The organism is Paraburkholderia sprentiae WSM5005, from assembly GCF_001865575.2.
Classification (GTDB): domain Bacteria; phylum Pseudomonadota; class Gammaproteobacteria; order Burkholderiales; family Burkholderiaceae; genus Paraburkholderia; species Paraburkholderia sprentiae.
In genome coordinates this window covers 1852748-1868467 of sequence record NZ_CP017561.2, presented here as the reverse complement: position 1 = coordinate 1868467, position 15720 = coordinate 1852748, and the positions used below count along the sequence as shown (strand labels likewise).

Here is a 15720-nt window from a genome sequence, read left to right as displayed (position 1 = left end):
GGCACCCCTTCAGCGTGCCGCGCCATAGGCCGGAAACGACACCCGCACCGCCAACCCTTGCTCGCCGATTCCGGCGCCTAGCTGCAGACTCGCGCCGAAATGCTCGGCGATTCGCGCAACGATCGACAAACCCAGCCCGCTACCGGTCGCCTGATTGCCGGTCGCGCGGAAAAAGCGGTTCGTGAGCCGCGCGAGATCGGCCGGCGCGACACCGGGCCCGTCGTCGCGCACGCTCACCTGCACGTGCTCGTCGACGCGCTGCACCGCGACTTCGACATTGCCGCCCGTGCGTCCGTACTTGATCGCGTTATCGAGCAGATTGTCGAGCAGGATGCCTAGCAGCACCGGCTCGGCATCGATCTCGGCGCGCATGTCGCCGACCAGCATCACGTTGATGTGCTTCTGTTGCGCAATGCGCCGGTTCGCGAGCAGCGCATCTTTGGCAATCGCCGCCGGCTTCAGCGGCTCGGTCGGCAGCTTCTCCTGCACGTCGAGCCGCGCGAGCAACAGTAGCTGCTCGGCGAGCCGCGCGCTGCGATCGACGCCTTGCACGACACGCTCCATCGCGACCCGCTGCAACGCGATGTCCGTCTCGGCGAGCGCGACCTGCGCCTGCACCTTGATCGCGGCGAGCGGCGTCTTCAGTTCGTGTGCGGCGTCGGCGGTAAAGGCGCGCTCCAGTTCAAGCGCACGGTGTAGGCGCGCGAGCATCTGGTTGATCGCATCGACGAGCGGTCGCACTTCGAGCGGCGTGCGGCCGATGCCGACCGGCTCCATGCGGTTGATGTCGCGCGAACGGATCGCGGCCGACAGCACCTTGAGCGGCGCGAGACTCCAGCCGATGCTGAACCACACGAGCAGCGCGAGCACCGGCAGCGCGATCAGCGTGGGCCGCGCGATGCGGCTCGCGACACCGCTCACCAGGTCGCTGCGGGTGTTGGCCGGCTCGAACACGCGCACGCTGTGGCCGGGCGTGGTTTCGCGCAGCGTGAACGAGTGATAGAGCTGATCGCCGAGCGTGACGTCCTGCGCGCCGCTTGCGGGCGGCAACGGCAAATCCCACGCGGCGAGCGCGCGCAGTTGCGGGCTGCCCGCCAGGATCGCGCCGTCGGCCGACCGCACCTGGAAAAGGGCGTCGCGCGGCAGCGTGTCGTCGTCGTCGAGGTCGCTCGCGCCTGGCTCGCCGCCTTTCTCCTCTTCGCGCACGTCGATGCGCGCGTTGGCCAGCGTGGCCAGACTGGCCGCGTCGAGCAACGCGAGAATCTGCGCGAGTTCGGCGAGGCGCGCTTGTTCCCATTCGGCGACTTCGCGCGTCGCCTGCCGGTAGCTCGACACCAGCGCGCCGCCCCAGACGATCGCGATGCTCGCGAGCACGAGCAGCACGAGACGCCGACGAATCGACGGGCCGATCATTCTTTCTCCATCACATAGCCGATATTGCGCACGGTCTTGATCAGGTTTGCGCCGAGCTTCTTGCGCAAGTTCGACACGTGGACCTCGATCGCATTGCTTTCGATTTCTTCCTGCCAGCCGTATAGGCTTTCTTCGAGCCGCGAGCGTGACTGCGGAATGCCGAGATGGGTCAGCAGCTGCAGCAGGATCGCCCATTCGCGCGAGGTGAGCGGCACGCGCGCCGCGTCGAGCTGCACCGTTTGCGCGGCCGGATTCACTGTCAGATTCTGGTAACGAATCAGATCGATACTGCGACCTTGTGCGCGGCGCAACAGCGCGCGGCACCGCGCGACCAGTTCGGTGAGATCGAACGGCTTGCCGAGATAGTCGTCGGCGCCCGCTTCGAGACCGCCGACCCGATCAACGACCGTTCCTTTGGCGGTCAACACCAGCACCGGCACGTCATTGCCGGCATCGCGCACGCGTTTGAGCAGTTCGGTGCCGCTCACGCGCGGCAGGCCGAGATCGAGTATCACCAATGCGTATTGAGTGGTGTCGAGCGCGAGGCCGGCCTTGTGGCCGTCGCGTGCCCAGTCGACTGTGAAGCCGGCCTGACGAAGGCCCGCTTCGACGCCGCAGCCGATGAGCTCGTCGTCTTCTACGAGGAGTAAGCGCATGAGGCAAGTATTCCGTGGTGGGGTCTTATTGCATAACGTCCGGCGCTTTTATGCAAGCGCCATTGGTGCGCATGTATGCGCGATCCGGCGCGCTCCGAAGTGTAGCGACGCCGTTCGTTAGCCGCTTTATGCCATGCACGTGCTTAAGGTTTCCTTCAGCTTGAATCGATACCATCGACGCGCTATAAAATGGTCGTCGCAGATCGTGATGCAGGTGCGAGACCATGGCGCCGTCAGATCATCGCAACCTGATCGTAAGGACTTCGACGGAGTGACGCGCGAGGCATTCTTTATGCTGGTCGATGGCGTCAATGGACGGTGTAGACGAGTCCCGCCACATTGCCAGGCATCCGGTCAGGCCGCCAAGCCGCGCACGAGGCACGTTATGAAGCCAGTCACCATCGACATGCTGCGAGCCCATCTACTAGTCGCCTCCGTGACGGCCGCGGCCGCCGAAGCGTTGCTGGGCATCACGCTGCTGGTTCTGCCGGTCCCCGGCTCGTTTATCGCTTCGGCGTCGTTCAGGCTGTTCGCGCTCGCGCTGATCGTCGGCGGCGTGATCATCGCCCGCGAATTTGCCGCGGTCGCCTTCGAGGTCGCGGTGCGGCGCGACTATGTAACTTGCGCCGTGCGTGAATGGCCGGCCGCGATCGCGTCGAACTGTCCGCGCCGCTGGCTCGTCGTGCTGCATCTGCGCCTGACGGGACAACCCTTCGTGCTCGCCGGGCACTGACGGACACGGACGACACACAATGGCGGCCCACGCGTTGATTGCATGTCAATGGCTCCTGTTAGCCGGCTGCGTTAGCGCTTCGATCTACACGGTTGCCGCCGCGCTCGCCATGCCGTTTTTTTCGGCACGGCATAAATCGAATCATCACGGCGCTCGGGCCGTCAGTCGGGCGCACAGCCGTTCGCCGATGCATTCGGCCAATCGCTCGGCCGATTCGTTCGCGCAGGTCGGCGTCAGCGTGCTGAAGCCGCTGTGCGGCGCCGAGCCGCGTCTCTACGAAAATCTGCGAACCTTCTGCGAACAGCGCCATGAGCATTTTCAGCTGGTGCTCGGCGTCTCGTCGCCGCACGATCCTGCCATCGCAGTGGTGCGCCGTTTGCAGGCTGCCTATCCGACATGCGACATCGAGCTCGCCATCGACACGCGCGTGCATGGCAGCAATCTGAAAGTCAGCAACCTGATCAACATGGCCGTGCGCGCGCGCCACGACATCATCGTGATCGCCGACAGCGACATCGCCGTCGACTCGGATTATCTCGACAGCGTCGCCGCGCCGCTCGCGGATCCGAACGTCGGCGTCGTGACGTGCCTGTACGTCGCGCGCGGTGTCGGCGGATTCTGGCCGCGCGTCGGTGCGCTGTTCATCAATGAGTGGTTCGCGCCCTCGGTGCGCGTCGCCCATGCGATGGGTTCACGGCGCTTCGGTTTCGGCGCGACGCTCGCATTGCGGCGCGCGACGCTCGAGCGCATCGGCGGCTTCGAAGCGTTGAAAAACTGCCTCGCCGACGACTACTGGCTCGCCGAGCACGTGCGCGCGCTCGGTCTGCAAACGGTGCTCTCGCGCGTGATGGTCGCCACCGACGTGATCGAGCCGACCTTCGCCGCGCTATGGCAGCGCGAAACGCGCTGGCTGCGCACGATCCGCTCGGTCAATCCGCCGGGTTTCGTGTCGCTGCTGATCACGTTCCCCACACCGTGGCTGTTGACGGGCGCGTGGCTGACCGCGTCGCTCGCGATCCGCAACTGTGCTCATGCGCCGTTCGCGGCGGTGATCGCGAGCGCGTCGGCCACCGCGCTGTGCGTTGGCGCGCGCCTGCTGCTGCATCTGCGCGCGGCGCGCCGCGCGCGTACGTTCTGGCGCGATCTGCCGCTCGTGCCGTTGCGCGATACGCTGCTCGCGCTCCAGTGGCTGGTCAGCGCGTTCGGTTCGCACGTCGTCTGGCGCGGCGAGCGCATGCAGCTCGGCACACCGTCGGCCGAGCGCAACGGCCGGCTGGACAGTCTCACGTGATCGGCAGCGCGAAGCCGGCGCAGCCGCGCGGACTGATCATCACCGCCGACGATTTCGGCCTGCATCAGCGCGTCAATTACGCGGTCGAGCGCGCGCACCGCAACGGTGTGCTGCGCGCCGCGAGTCTGATGGTCGGCGCGCCGGCCGCCGCCGACGCGGTCGCGCGCGCGCGTGCGCTGCCGGAACTGCGCGTGGGTCTGCACCTCGTGCTGGCCGACGGTGCCGCGCTGGCGCCGCGCGAGCAGGTTGCCGCGCTGCTCGACGAGAATGGCCGCTTCGGCAGCAACATGGTGCGCGACGGCGTGCGCTTTTTCTTTCTGCCGCATGTGCGCCGGCAGCTCGCGCAGGAAATTCGTGCGCAGTTCGAAGCCTTCGCCGCGACGGGTCTTACGCTCGACCACGTGAACACGCACAAGCATTTTCATCTGCATCCGACCGTGCTCGGCCTGATCCTCGACATCGGCCGCGACTACGGCATGAAGGCGATGCGTCTGCCGTTCGAAGCGAACGCGCCGCTGTGGCTGCGCCCGTGGATCGCGCACGTGAAGACGCGGCTCGAGCGCGCGAACATCGCGCACAACGACTACGTGGTCGGCATCGCGGCGAGCGGGCGCATGGATGAGGCGGCCTGGCTCGCCGCGCTCGCGAGTCTGCCGCACGGCGTCGGCGAAATTTACTGTCATCCGGCGCTGGCCGGCGACGCGCTCAGCGAAGGCATGCGCGACTATCGGCACGCCGACGAGTTGCAGGCGCTGCTGTCGCCAGGCGTGGCCGCCGCGATCCGCGCGCTCGGCGCGCGGGTGGGCGGCTTCGCGGATGTGCTTGCATAGCGATCGGTTTCGCGAAACGCGCAAGACCCTGGCTCGCGCTCACACCGTCCGCTTTTTCATCAATAGCTTGAGCAACACCGGCAGCAGCAACAGCACGAGCGGCAACTGCACGATCAGCCCCGAAATGATCGCGATCGCGAGCGGTTGCTGCATCGCCGAACCTCGCCCCAGTGCGAACGCGAGCGGCAACAGCGCGAGGATCGCGGCGATCGTCGTCATCGCGATCGGTCGCAGACGGTTGCGGCCGGCGGCCTGCAAGGCGTCGTCGAATGGCATCTCGTCGTCGCGCACCAGCGCCTGCAACTCCGACACGTAGAAGATCGCGACCTCGGTCACGATGCCGATGATCATCGTCATGCCCATCATCGCGGAGATGTTCAACTCGATGCCGGTGATCCACAGCCCGATGAACACCGCGCCGGCCGCGAGCAACGGCATGGCCAGCACGGCGAGCGCGACGCGCAGGCGTTCGTACAGAAACAGCAGCAGGCCGAACACCAGCGCGATCGCGGCGCCGAACACGGTCAGCAGACCTTTGAAGGCGATCTGCTGTTGCTGGTACAGACCGCCGAGTTCGTAATAGACGCCCGAGGGGAGCAGATTTGCGTCGCCGAGCGCCTTTTGCACGTCGGCGATCGTGGAGCCGAGATCGCGCCCGTCGATGCGCGCGGTGACCGCGACCATGCGCTTGAGATTCGAGCGGCTGATCTCGGGTTGACCGGTGACGCTCACGCGATCGGCGACGCGCTTCAGTGCGAACAGATGTCCGTCCGGCGCGCGTATCTGTAACAGACCCAGTTGCGTATCGGTCAGCTGACGCGCGCCGTCTACGCGCACGCGCACGCCGACCGTTTTCGGGCCGCTCTGGAACTGCGTCGCGACACTGCCTTCGAGCATGTCGGTGACGGCCTGCGCGATCGCCTGCGGGTCCATGCCTTCGGCCGCGGCAGCGGCGGGCAGAATGTGCAGCTCGATGGCGTCGCCGGCGGGATTGATGCCGTCGTTCACGTCGACGATGCCCCGGATCCGGCCGATGCGCGCGGCGACCTTGCGCGCCGTCGTGTCGAGCGTGCGGGAGTCGTCGGAGAAGATCTTGATCTGCACCGGCTGCGGCACCGCGGTCAGATCGCCGATCAGGTCTTCCATCAGTTGAGCGAGTTCGATGCTGACGCCCGGCACCTGGGTGTCGATCTGCGAGCGGATCTCTTCCATCACGGTATCGATCGGCTCGCGCTTGCCGGACTTCAGCCGCACGAAAAAGTCGCCCTTGTTCGGCTCGTTCAGATCGCCGCCGAGGCCTGCGCCGGTGCGGCGCGAATAGGTCGCGACGTTCGGATTCGCGCGCACGATGCGCTCGATCTGCTTCATCAGCCGGTCCGTTTCGGTGATCGACGTGCCCGGCTGGGTGTGATAGTCGAGCACGAAGCCGCCTTCGTCCATGCTCGGCATGAAGCCGCTGCCCACGCGCGTGAACGCGAACGCGGCGACGACGATCAACGGCACGAGGCCCAGCAGCACGAGCGGGGGCCGAGCGATCACCCGCTCGACGCTCGCCGCATAGCGCCGGTTCAGCCACTCGGCGAAACGGGTTTCCGCGTGCTCTTCGGCGTCTTTCGGCTTCAGCCAGCGGTCGCACAGGATCGGCACCGCGAGCCACGTCACGAGGAACGAAATGAACAGCGCGCTCGCCATCGTCAGCGACAGCGCCTTGAAAAACGCCCCCGTCACGCCCGACAGAAATGCGAGCGGCACGAAGATGATCAGCGTCGCCGCCGACGAACCCGCGAGCGGCCGCGTGAATTCGAGCGCCGCGGCCATCACGCGGCCGTGGAACGCGTGTGCGCCGGCTTCGCGCATGCGCCGCACGATGTGCTCGATCATCACGATCGCGTCGTCGATGACGAGGCCGACCGCGGCTGCCATGCCGCCCAGCGTCATGATGTTGAAGCCCATGCCGAACACGTCGAGCAGCAGGATCGTCGCGGCCATCACGACCGGCACCAGCGCGACCGCGATCGCGGTGATCTTCCAGTTGCGCAGGAAAACGAACAACGTCAGTGCCGCGAGCACCACGCCGATCATGATCGCGTCGCGCACGCTGGTGGCCGATGCGATCACCAGCTCGCTCTGGTCGTACCAGTTCGACAGATGCACGCCCGCGGGCATCTGCGGCTCGAACCCGGCGATCTTCGCGCGGATCGCGCGCGCCATCGCCACGCTGTTCGCGCCGGGCTGCTGGTAGACGTTCAGCAGTACCGCATCCTGGCCGTCGGCGGTGACGCGCATCCATTGCGGCACGACGCCCTGGCTCACCGTCGCGACGTCGCCGAGACGGATCTGCGTTCCGTTTGCATTGCCATTGGCGGACACGACGACGTTGCGCAGTTCGTCGAGTTGCGTGATCGTCGAGTTGGTGACGACGAGGTACAGCTTGTCATTATCCTCGATGCGGCCATTTGCCATCAGCACATTGCTCGCGCCGATCGCCTTCGATACATCGGCGAGCGAGAGCTTGTACGCGGCGAGGCGGGCGGGATCGACCGCGACTTCGAATTCGTCCTGCGCGCCGCCGGTCACCTCGACGCGCGCGACGCCTTCCACCGACGACAGCAGCGGCCGCATCTGGAACTGCGCGAGATCGTGCAGTGCGGACAGCGACTGCCGCGTCGACGTGAGGCTGTACGCGAGCACCGGAAACACGGTCGGGTCCATGCGCCGCACGTGCATCGTCGTGCCGGGCGGCAGCGTCGCGAGAATTTCGCTGATCGCCGATTGCGCCTGCAACGTCGCCTGCGCCATGTCGGTGCCCCAGTCGAAGTTCAGCGAGATTTCCGCGGCGCCGCGGCTCGTCGTCGATGCGACGTCGCGCACGTTCGGCAGGCGCCGCAGCGCTTCCTCGACCGGCATCGTGACGAGCGTCGTCATCTGCTCGGCGGGGCGGTCCCCCGCGTCGAGCGACACGACCGCGCGCGGAAACGCGACGTTCGGAAACAGCGAGATCGGCAGACGGAACGCGCTCAGCGCACCGGCAATCGCGAGCAATGCGATGACGAACAGCAGCGAGCGGCGATGCGTCTGCATCCATTGGCCGAAGTTCATCGCGCGCCGTCCCCTCCGGCGCGCACCGCCATGCCGTCTTTCAGCTCGTAGTTGCCGCTGGTCACGACGTCGAGCATGGGGTCGAGCGAACCATCGACGCCGTAGCGCCCGCCGTTTTCGATCGCGATGGTCACCGCGACGCGGTGCGCCGTGTGTTGCGGGGTGATCTGGAACAGGTAGGCGTGCTCGCCATCGCGCAGCACGGCCGCGCGCGGCACGATCCAGTGCCTGCCGTTGCGCGTCGCGATGTCGCCGGCCACGCGTGTGCCGGGGATGAACGGCGTCTGCGCGAGCGGTACCGTCGCGCCGATGTTGACCAGTTGGGATTGCGGATCGATCGCCGCGCCGACGAGCACCACGCGGCCTTCGATCGACGTCTGCGCGAGTGTCGCGGACAGGCCGTGCAGCGTGACCGCGTCACCGGGATGGATCGAGGCGGCATCGCTCGGCTCGACACCGAGCGTCACGTTTGCGCGTGCGTCGCGGCTCGTGCCGCTCGTGCCGCTCGCGAGTTGCAGGATCGCGGCGCCGGCCTGCAACTGGTCGCCTTGCGCTGCCGACAACTGCAGCACTACGCCGTCGAACGGCGCGCTCACGACCTTGTTGCCACTTGCGATGCCGGTCTGATTCTGCGCGGCGAGCGCTTCGCGCGCGTCGTCGACGGCCTTGCTCGCGCTGGCGAGCTGCGATTGGGTCGCGAGCCCCTTGTCGTACAGCGACCGGGTGCGGGCGAGTTCGCCTTGCGCGAGCGTCAGCGCGCTGCGCGCCTGGGTTGCGGCGAGCACCGCGGCAGGATCGGCCTGCACGACGAAAAGCGGCGTGCCGCGTTTGACGGTCTCGCCCGCCTGCACGCGCATCTGCACGATACGCGAGACGTAGGGCAGGTTGAACGTCGTCAGGTTCGACGCGGTGGCCGCGACGATCCCGAAGCCTCGCACCGGCTGTGCGATGGCGGCGCGCTGCACGCGCACGGTCTGCACTGCGACCGATGGTTGAGCTTCGCTGGCGGCGTTGTCGTCCGCATGAACCGGATGGACCGATGCATACAGCAGGAGCGCGCCAACCACCGGCGCGGCGACGGCCGCCACACGCGGCCACGCACGGCGCGCTGAAAAGAGGCTAGTTCGCATGAGTGTCGATGAAAGTCTGAGCGGGAGAGAAAGCATCGGGAATCGCGCTGCCGAGCAGCGCCTGCAAGCCGACGCGCTGTTCGTCGAGCGTTTCGCGCAGCGTCGCGACGTCGATGCGTTTGGCCAATGCGGCGCTTTGCGCGTCGGTGTACGCCCCGAGCACGAGGTTGTGTTCGGCGTAGGCTGCCGCGGCGTCGCGCGCGGCGCGCTCGACGCCGGGCAGCGCGGCTTCGGTCTGCTGCAATTGGCGCGCGAGAATCGCGCTGTCTTCGCGCAGGCGGGCGACGTCCGCATATGCCTGGTTCAGGCGGGTCTGGTACTCGTCGCGAAGCCGCTGACGGGTTGCTTTTTCGATCGCGACATTGCCCTGGTTGCGGTTGAAGATCGGCAGACTCAGGTTGATCTGAAACCCGCTCGTGTAGATGTTCGACGTGTCGCGCGCCCGCACGAAGCCGACCGACAGACTCGGGAACTGGCTCAGAATCGCCGCGCGATATTTCTGCTCCTGCGCCTCGTAGCCGGCCTGCAGCGCGATCAGGTCGGGCCGGCGGCGAGCGAGCCCGGCGAGCGCGGTGTCGAGCGTGGCGTCGGGCAGCGGCGCGAGTTGATTGTCGCTGCCCGTTTGCAACTGCAATCGCACGTCCGGCGCGAGGCCCAGCAACGCATTCAGATCGTGATGCGTTTGCGCGGCCGCGCGCTCGGCGTCGGTGTATTGCTTGCGCGCGTCGCTATAGGCGAGCAGCGCGGCGCTCAGGGTGTCGTCGGTCAGATTGCCGTCGGCGCGCGCCGCGGCCATGCGCTCGAAACGCGTGCGCGCGAGGTCGCGTTGCTGTTGCAGCAGCGGTAGAGTGTGTCGCTGGAAGCACGTCTTCACGAACAGCTGCCGCGCTTGCGCGACGACCTGCCACTCCTGCCACAGCAGGCCGAGGTCGGTCTTCGCGACCGTCGCGTCGGCGGACTGTTTATTCGCGCTGCGCAGCACGATCGCCATCACGTCGATGCTGAGACCATAATTGAACGCGCGCGTCGTGCCGGCCGCGCCCGGATAGTCGCTCGACACGCTCAGTTGCGGATCGGGCAACAGACCGGCCGAATAAGCTTGCGCAGCGGCGATGCCGAGATCGTCGCGGGCGAGCTTGAGATCGGGATTGTTGGCGACCGCGAGCATCGCGACTTCATCGATGTCGAGCCCGTCGGCCGGATCGAAGCGATGCGCGGCCAGTTCGGGCAGCGGCATGCTCGCGGGATCGATGCGGATCCGTTCGAGCGCTCGCGCGGACGTCGAGCTGTCCTGCGGCGCGAGCGGCTCGCGGTGATAGGTCGCGCAGCCGCTCATCAGCAGCACGCACAACGGTATGAGCGCGCGCAGGCGCAGCGCCGCGACGGCATGGAAAACAGGCAAAATCCGGCTCCTGCGAATCATGAAAGGCGCGAGCGACTCGCGAACGAGGCGTCGCAACGAGAGCCGATTTTCCGTAGCGCGCGCTTAAGACAGGCTTAACGTCGAAGCGCGCGACGCGAGCCGTGCGAAATCGACGCGTCATCAGTACCCGTAAGGGTTCGTTAAGCTGCGGTGGCCGATAATGCCGCGGTTAAAACCGCACGAAGGAGAGCAGAGGCCATGCGCCTGCTACTGGTCGAAGACGACGACATGATCGCGGAATCGGTGCTGGGCGCGATGCGCCGCGCCGGCTACGCGATCGACTGGGCCGAGGACGGCCGCGCGGCGGAACTGTCGCTCGATAACGGCGTGTACGACCTCGTGCTGCTCGATCTCGGCCTGCCGAAAAAAGACGGCATCGACGTGCTGAACGCGTATCGCCGCCACGGCGGCGCGGCGCCGGTGATGATTCTGACCGCGCGCGACGCGGTCGACGAACGCATCCGCGGTCTCGACGCCGGCGCCGACGACTACCTGACCAAGCCGTTCGATCTCGACGAACTGGCCGCGCGCATTCGCGCGCTACTGCGCCGGCGCACCGGCCAGAAGCAGCCGGTCTACAGTCACGGCGAACTGACGCTCGACCCCGCCGCGCATGAAGTCACCAAGCACGGCGTGCCGCTGCCGCTGGTGCCGCGTGAATTCGCGTTGCTGCAGGCGCTGATCGAGGAGCCCGCGCGGGTGTTCACGAAGGCGGAGCTCGAAGAAAAGCTGTACGGCTGGGGCGAGGAAGTCGGCAGCAATACGATCGAAGTGCATGTGCACAGTCTGCGGCGCAAGATCGGCGCGGACCAGATCGTGACCGTGCGCGGGGTCGGCTACCGCCTGAAGAGGTGCGGATGACGTCGATTCGCCGCTGGCTGCTCGGTTGGCTGATCTTCGGCATGGCGGCGACCTCGTTGGTCGCGGCTTTCGCGATCTTCCATACCGCGCGGCGCGAGGCGACCGAGCTGTTCGACTACGAACTACGCACCGTCGCGCTGTCGCTGCCGTCGGGGCTGCGCGGCGCGGGCAGCAGCGAGCGGCATGACCCCGACCTCGGCGATCTCGCCGACGACCGCATCGTCATCGAGATCTGGGACAGCAGCGGTACGCTCGTCTATCACTCCGCGCAGGCGCCGGTGTTCGGGCGTCTGCCGCCGGGCTTCAACACGGTGCCGCACGGCGACTACCACTGGCGCACCTTCGGCGTCGCGCAGAAAGACCGCTACGTGCAGGTCGCGCAGCCGGTCTCGGTGCGCGAGGACCTCGCGTTGCATCTCGCGCTGCACACGCTGTGGCCGCTTGGCGTGCTGCTGCCGGTGACCATCGCGCTGGTGCTGCTGGTGGTCGCGCGCGGGCTCGCGCCGATCGGCGGGCTGTCGCGCGCGCTCGCGACGCGTTCGATCGATTCGCTCGAACCGCTGCGGCTCGACGGCAACGTGCCGGTCGAAATCCGGCCGCTCGTCGAAGCGCTGAATGATCTGCTGCAACGCTTGCATACGGCATCGCAAGCGCAGCGCACGTTTATCGCCGATGCCGCGCACGAATTGCGCTCACCGCTCGCGGCGCTGAAGCTGCAACTGCAGGCGGCCTCGCGCGATGGTTCACTGAAGGGCGAGGGGCAGACGCTCGAGCGCGTCGAACAGCGCGTGAATCGGATCATTCACCTCGTGCAGCAACTGCTGGCGCTCGCGCGCGAAGACGCGCAGCCCGTGACCTCGACGGTGCCGGTCAGCCTGCGCCGCATCGGCGAGCAGGCGGTCAGCGATTATTCCGTGCTCGCGGAGCTGCGCGAGATCGATCTCGGCCTGGAGTGCGAACACGCGCGCGCGCCGAACGACACCTATACGGTGCTCGCCGAGCCGCACAGTATCAGCGTGTTGTTAGGCAACCTGATTAATAACGCCATCCGTCATACGCCGCCCGGCGGCCGTGTCGACGTGGTGCTGCGGCGCGCGGGCGAGTGCGTCGGCTTCGAGGTCGTCGATAGCGGTTCGGGGATTCCCGAGGCGGAACGCGAACGCGTGTTCGACCGTTTCTATCGCGGCGACGGCTCGAAGGGCGAGGGCAGTGGACTCGGCCTCGCGATCGTCGCGCGGATCGCCGAGCGGCATCAGCTCGAGCTGTCGCTGCGCAACAACGTCGGCGCGCCCGGTTTGCGGGTGTCGGTCACCGGGCTGCGCGCGCGCGATGCGCCCGCGCCGGCCGCAGCCACGAATTGACGATCGTCGCTCTCGCTCGGGTTGTCACAAGCGCCTGCGCGCACGCTGCTACAATCTCAGCTTTACAGATCGACAGATTGGTTTTGCACTATGGGTTTCGAACAACTCGCTGAACTGAAGAAGCAACTGGCCGCGGCGCGCGCCGCCGCCGAGTCGGCCGGCAAGCCCGATCGCCAATCGGCCGCGCGCCCCGCTTCGAAGTCCGCTGGCAAGCCTGCTTCAAATCCTGGCTCACATCCCGACCGTGGCGCCAATCCCGGCACGAAGCCGGGTGGCCGGCCCGGTGCGAAGCCGGCCGCGAACGCCGGCGCTCGCCCCGACGGCAAGCCCGGCGCGCGCGCCGGCCGCTCGCAGCCGGCGCGCCATGCCGCCCCCGCGGACGCCAAGCCGGTGGATCCGGTGGTGCGCTCGATCGGTCGTCTGCAAAAACGTTTCCCGGTCGCTTTCCCAAAGAATCCCGCCCCGAAGCTGCCGCTGAAGATCGGCGTTTTCGAAGATCTAGTCGTGCATGCGAAGGAACTGTCGCTGAGCGAAGCCGAGTTGCGCGACGCGATCAAGACGTGGTGCCGTGGCGGGCGCTACTGGAAGAGCCTCGTCGAAGGCGCGGCGCGCGTCGATCTGGCGGGCGTCGAAGCCGGCAAGGTGACGGCGCAGGAAGCGGCCGGCGCACAGCGCCTGCTCGCGCATCGCGCGGCGAAGGGCGCGCAGAAGGCGGCCGAAGCGACGGCAAGCCCTGATGCGCCGGCGGCTGCCGCGAGCACGGACGCGCAAGCGCAAACCAGTGCGCAAGACGATCCGCAAGCCACCGCTCCGGCCTCCGCTCCGTCCCAAGCCTAAACTTGGCATCGCCCGTCGCCGTCTCGGTCACGAGGCCATGACGGGCCGCGCAGCCGTTAGCCGGCTGCGCACGAATCCCACATGCTCGCGCAGCACATAAAACGCATCCGCATAAGCGAGCGGCATGCGCAGATGGCTCAGCGCCGCCTCGATCTCGTCCAGTTGCCCCAGTAGCTGCGTGCGCTCCTCGTCGGTTGCGCCGGCGAGCGCGTGCCGCTCGATCGCAATCAGCGAACCGTAGTAACGATAGATGCGCGAGCGCACCCGCCACCGGTACAGCGCCGGAATCACCCGCATGGCGGGCAACAGCAGCACGGCGACCGGCAACAGCAGGACCAGCGTGCGATCGCCGATGCTCGCGAGCCAGAACGGCAGCGTCCGATACAGAAAGCCCTTGCCGGTCCGGTAGTAACGCTGCGCGTCCTCGCTGATCGGGTACTCGTGCGCGACCGGGTTCGGGAACTGTCCGGCGTGCTGCAACAGGCCCGCGGTGCCGTGTACTTCCTGCGCCGCTTCGATCAACAGATCCGAAATCGCCGGATGCAGCGTGCTGCGCGCGACCAGCTCGACCGTCGGGCTGATCAGGTGCACGGTCTCGGGCGGGATGCGCCGCTTCAGATCGAGCACGCCGGGCGGCAGGTCGATCTGGTCGAGAAACGGAAAGACGCGCGTATAGGCGTTCGCTTCGTCGAAATTCATCACCGCGATGCCGGGCACCCGCAGCAGCCGCAGCATCAGGCCGCGCGTCGCGGAGTCGCCGCTCAGGATCGCCGCGTCGAGCTCGCCGGCGACCAGCTGCGTGGCGGCCTGCAAGCCGTCGCTCGGCACCAGCGTCGTGCTGCCGCCGGGTTCGATGCCGTTCGCCGCGAGCAGTTGCAGCGCGAGCAGCCGCGTGCCGCTGCCTTCGCGGCCGACCGCGATCCGCTTGCCTTCGAGCTGCGCGAGCCGCGTGAGCGTCGCGCCGCGATAGAACACGACGATCGGCACATAGAACACGCTGCCGAGCGACACCAGCGACGACGTGTCGAGCCCTTCGGCCACCCCGCCTTGCACGAAAGCGATATCGACGTGCTGCTTCGGGTCCAGCAGCCGTTGCAGGTTCTCTACGGAACCATCGGATTCGAGCACGTTCAGGCGGATACCGTTGCGCGCGAGGATCTTGCGGTACTGGTTCGCCGTGACGACGAACGAACTGTCGCGCGGGCCGGCGCTGATCGTGATCGTACGCGGCGGCGCCGGATTGGCGACCCAGACGATCAGCACGACCGCGAACGCGATCAGCAGCGCCGTGACGAAGTAGGGCAGCAGGTGCTCGCGCCATTCGGCGCGCGTCGCTTCGCCGGGAAAGTGCGGAGGACGCGGACGCTGCGCTTTCATGGAGACTCCGTGCGTAAAGCCCAGATCAGGCATTGTCGCCTGCGCCGGGCAGCTTTGCCGTTGGCGGTTTTGCTCGATTGACCGGGCACGCGGCGAGTCGATCGAGCCAGCGCCGGCCGCCTGAAAAAAACCGCGGGCGTGGCATAATTTGCCGCAAATCGCAGTCTGGCAGTAGTGGACTACACAACTCGCGGCGTGGCACTGGGCGGATGTCGAATCGTTGGCAACGGAAGATCGGCAGTTGGCTGGGATTGCTAGCGATCCTGATGACGACGCTCGCGCCGACGATCTCACAGACGCTCGCGGCCCATTATCGCGCCGACGCGATCGCGGACGAGTATTGCGGGATGGCGTCGATGCCGGGCATGCAGATGCACGGCGACACGCCCGACGACTCCGACCACGCCGGCACGCGGGCCAGCAATGGCGGCGACAAGCATGCCCAGATGTCTGGGGACGCATGCGGCTATTGCAGCCTGCTCGCGCATCTGCCGGTGATGCCGGGCATCGGCATGCTCTTCGTCGCCGCCGTCCGCGCACGGCAGCACACGGCCGCGACGCGCTTTGACAGCGTGCGCCGTGTCGAACCGCTGACCTTCGCGCAGCCGCGCGCCCCGCCTTTCGCCTCCTGATTCGAAGCACTTGCGACGCGATGCGCCAAGCCGCCTCGCGCCTGCTCGCGCGCGTCCGTACAACGGCGCGCCGGCCT

Annotated in this window: 13 protein-coding genes; 7 read left to right on the top strand and 6 right to left on the bottom strand. The window is 67.2% G+C overall.

The genetic code is table 11. From position 1 onward, the window contains the following. Positions 1 to 9: 9 nt before the first annotated feature. Both BJG93_RS08510 and BJG93_RS08505 read right to left on the bottom strand, forming a co-directional pair. Positions 10 to 1413: an ATP-binding protein gene (locus BJG93_RS08510; protein WP_027197864.1), complete on the bottom strand. Its 1404-nt coding sequence runs from the start codon at positions 1411 to 1413 to the stop codon at positions 10 to 12. Continuing rightward, on the bottom strand, positions 1410 to 2069 hold the full coding sequence (locus tag BJG93_RS08505; RefSeq protein WP_027197863.1) for a response regulator: 660 nt from the start codon (positions 2067 to 2069) through the stop codon (positions 1410 to 1412). Before BJG93_RS08505 ends, BJG93_RS08510 begins: the two co-directional genes overlap by 4 nt. 385 nt (positions 2070 to 2454) lie before the next feature. Between BJG93_RS08505 and BJG93_RS08500 the strand changes: the two genes are divergently transcribed. From BJG93_RS08500 to hpnK, 3 genes are read left to right on the top strand one after another with little or no spacing between them, the layout of a single operon-like run. After that, positions 2455 to 2802: a hypothetical protein gene (locus tag BJG93_RS08500; RefSeq protein WP_027197862.1), complete on the top strand. Its 348-nt coding sequence runs from the start codon at positions 2455 to 2457 to the stop codon at positions 2800 to 2802. 19 nt (positions 2803 to 2821) lie between these two features. Next, positions 2822 to 4093 carry a bacteriohopanetetrol glucosamine biosynthesis glycosyltransferase HpnI gene (gene hpnI, locus BJG93_RS08495; RefSeq protein ID WP_071336517.1) on the top strand — a complete coding sequence of 424 codons (1272 nt, stop codon included), beginning with the start codon at positions 2822 to 2824 and terminating at the stop codon, positions 4091 to 4093. Continuing rightward, positions 4090 to 4923 carry a hopanoid biosynthesis-associated protein HpnK gene (gene hpnK, locus BJG93_RS08490; protein ID WP_027197861.1) on the top strand — a complete coding sequence of 278 codons (834 nt, stop codon included), beginning with the start codon at positions 4090 to 4092 and terminating at the stop codon, positions 4921 to 4923. The genes hpnI and hpnK overlap by 4 nt, the downstream gene beginning before the upstream one ends. A 39-nt stretch (positions 4924 to 4962) precedes the next feature. On the opposite strand, the gene BJG93_RS08485 is transcribed toward hpnK, so the two are convergent. Genes BJG93_RS08485 through BJG93_RS08475 form a run of 3 tightly spaced genes read right to left on the bottom strand, consistent with a single transcriptional unit; the run spans position 4963 to position 10554 of the window. Continuing rightward, positions 4963 to 8022 carry an efflux RND transporter permease subunit gene (locus BJG93_RS08485; RefSeq protein ID WP_027197860.1) on the bottom strand — a complete coding sequence of 1020 codons (3060 nt, stop codon included), beginning with the start codon at positions 8020 to 8022 and terminating at the stop codon, positions 4963 to 4965. Further along, entirely contained in the window at positions 8019 to 9152 is a 1134-nt protein-coding gene (locus BJG93_RS08480; RefSeq protein ID WP_027197859.1) for an efflux RND transporter periplasmic adaptor subunit, read from the bottom strand. Before BJG93_RS08480 ends, BJG93_RS08485 begins: the two co-directional genes overlap by 4 nt. Continuing rightward, entirely contained in the window at positions 9142 to 10554 is a 1413-nt protein-coding gene (locus BJG93_RS08475) for a TolC family protein (protein ID WP_034480042.1), read from the bottom strand. Before BJG93_RS08475 ends, BJG93_RS08480 begins: the two co-directional genes overlap by 11 nt. 219 nt (positions 10555 to 10773) lie before the next feature. On the opposite strand from BJG93_RS08475, the gene BJG93_RS08470 reads away from it, so the two are divergent. The 3 genes from BJG93_RS08470 (at position 10774) to BJG93_RS08460 (ending at position 13634) form a co-directional block, all read left to right on the top strand. Continuing rightward, positions 10774 to 11436 carry a response regulator gene (locus tag BJG93_RS08470; RefSeq protein WP_027197857.1) on the top strand — a complete coding sequence of 221 codons (663 nt, stop codon included), beginning with the start codon at positions 10774 to 10776 and terminating at the stop codon, positions 11434 to 11436. Beyond that, positions 11433 to 12797 carry an ATP-binding protein gene (locus BJG93_RS08465; protein ID WP_027197856.1) on the top strand — a complete coding sequence of 455 codons (1365 nt, stop codon included), beginning with the start codon at positions 11433 to 11435 and terminating at the stop codon, positions 12795 to 12797. The genes BJG93_RS08470 and BJG93_RS08465 overlap by 4 nt, the downstream gene beginning before the upstream one ends. Before the next feature lie 90 nt (positions 12798 to 12887). Then, complete coding sequence (locus BJG93_RS08460; protein WP_071336518.1) at positions 12888 to 13634, top strand: ProQ/FinO family protein; 747 nt, start codon at positions 12888 to 12890, stop codon at positions 13632 to 13634. Positions 13635 to 13661: 27 nt separating this feature from the next. Here BJG93_RS08460 and BJG93_RS08455 read toward each other — a convergent pair whose 3' ends face one another. Continuing rightward, the gene (locus BJG93_RS08455) at positions 13662 to 15011 is read right to left on the bottom strand and encodes a TAXI family TRAP transporter solute-binding subunit (RefSeq protein ID WP_027197854.1); all 1350 of its coding nucleotides are present in this window, start codon (positions 15009 to 15011) and stop codon (positions 13662 to 13664) included. 209 nt (positions 15012 to 15220) lie between these two features. On the opposite strand from BJG93_RS08455, the gene BJG93_RS08450 reads away from it, so the two are divergent. Then, positions 15221 to 15643 (top strand): DUF2946 domain-containing protein, encoded by a 423-nt coding sequence (locus BJG93_RS08450; RefSeq protein WP_027197853.1) that lies wholly within the window; start codon positions 15221 to 15223, stop codon positions 15641 to 15643. Positions 15644 to 15720: the final 77 nt, after the last annotated feature.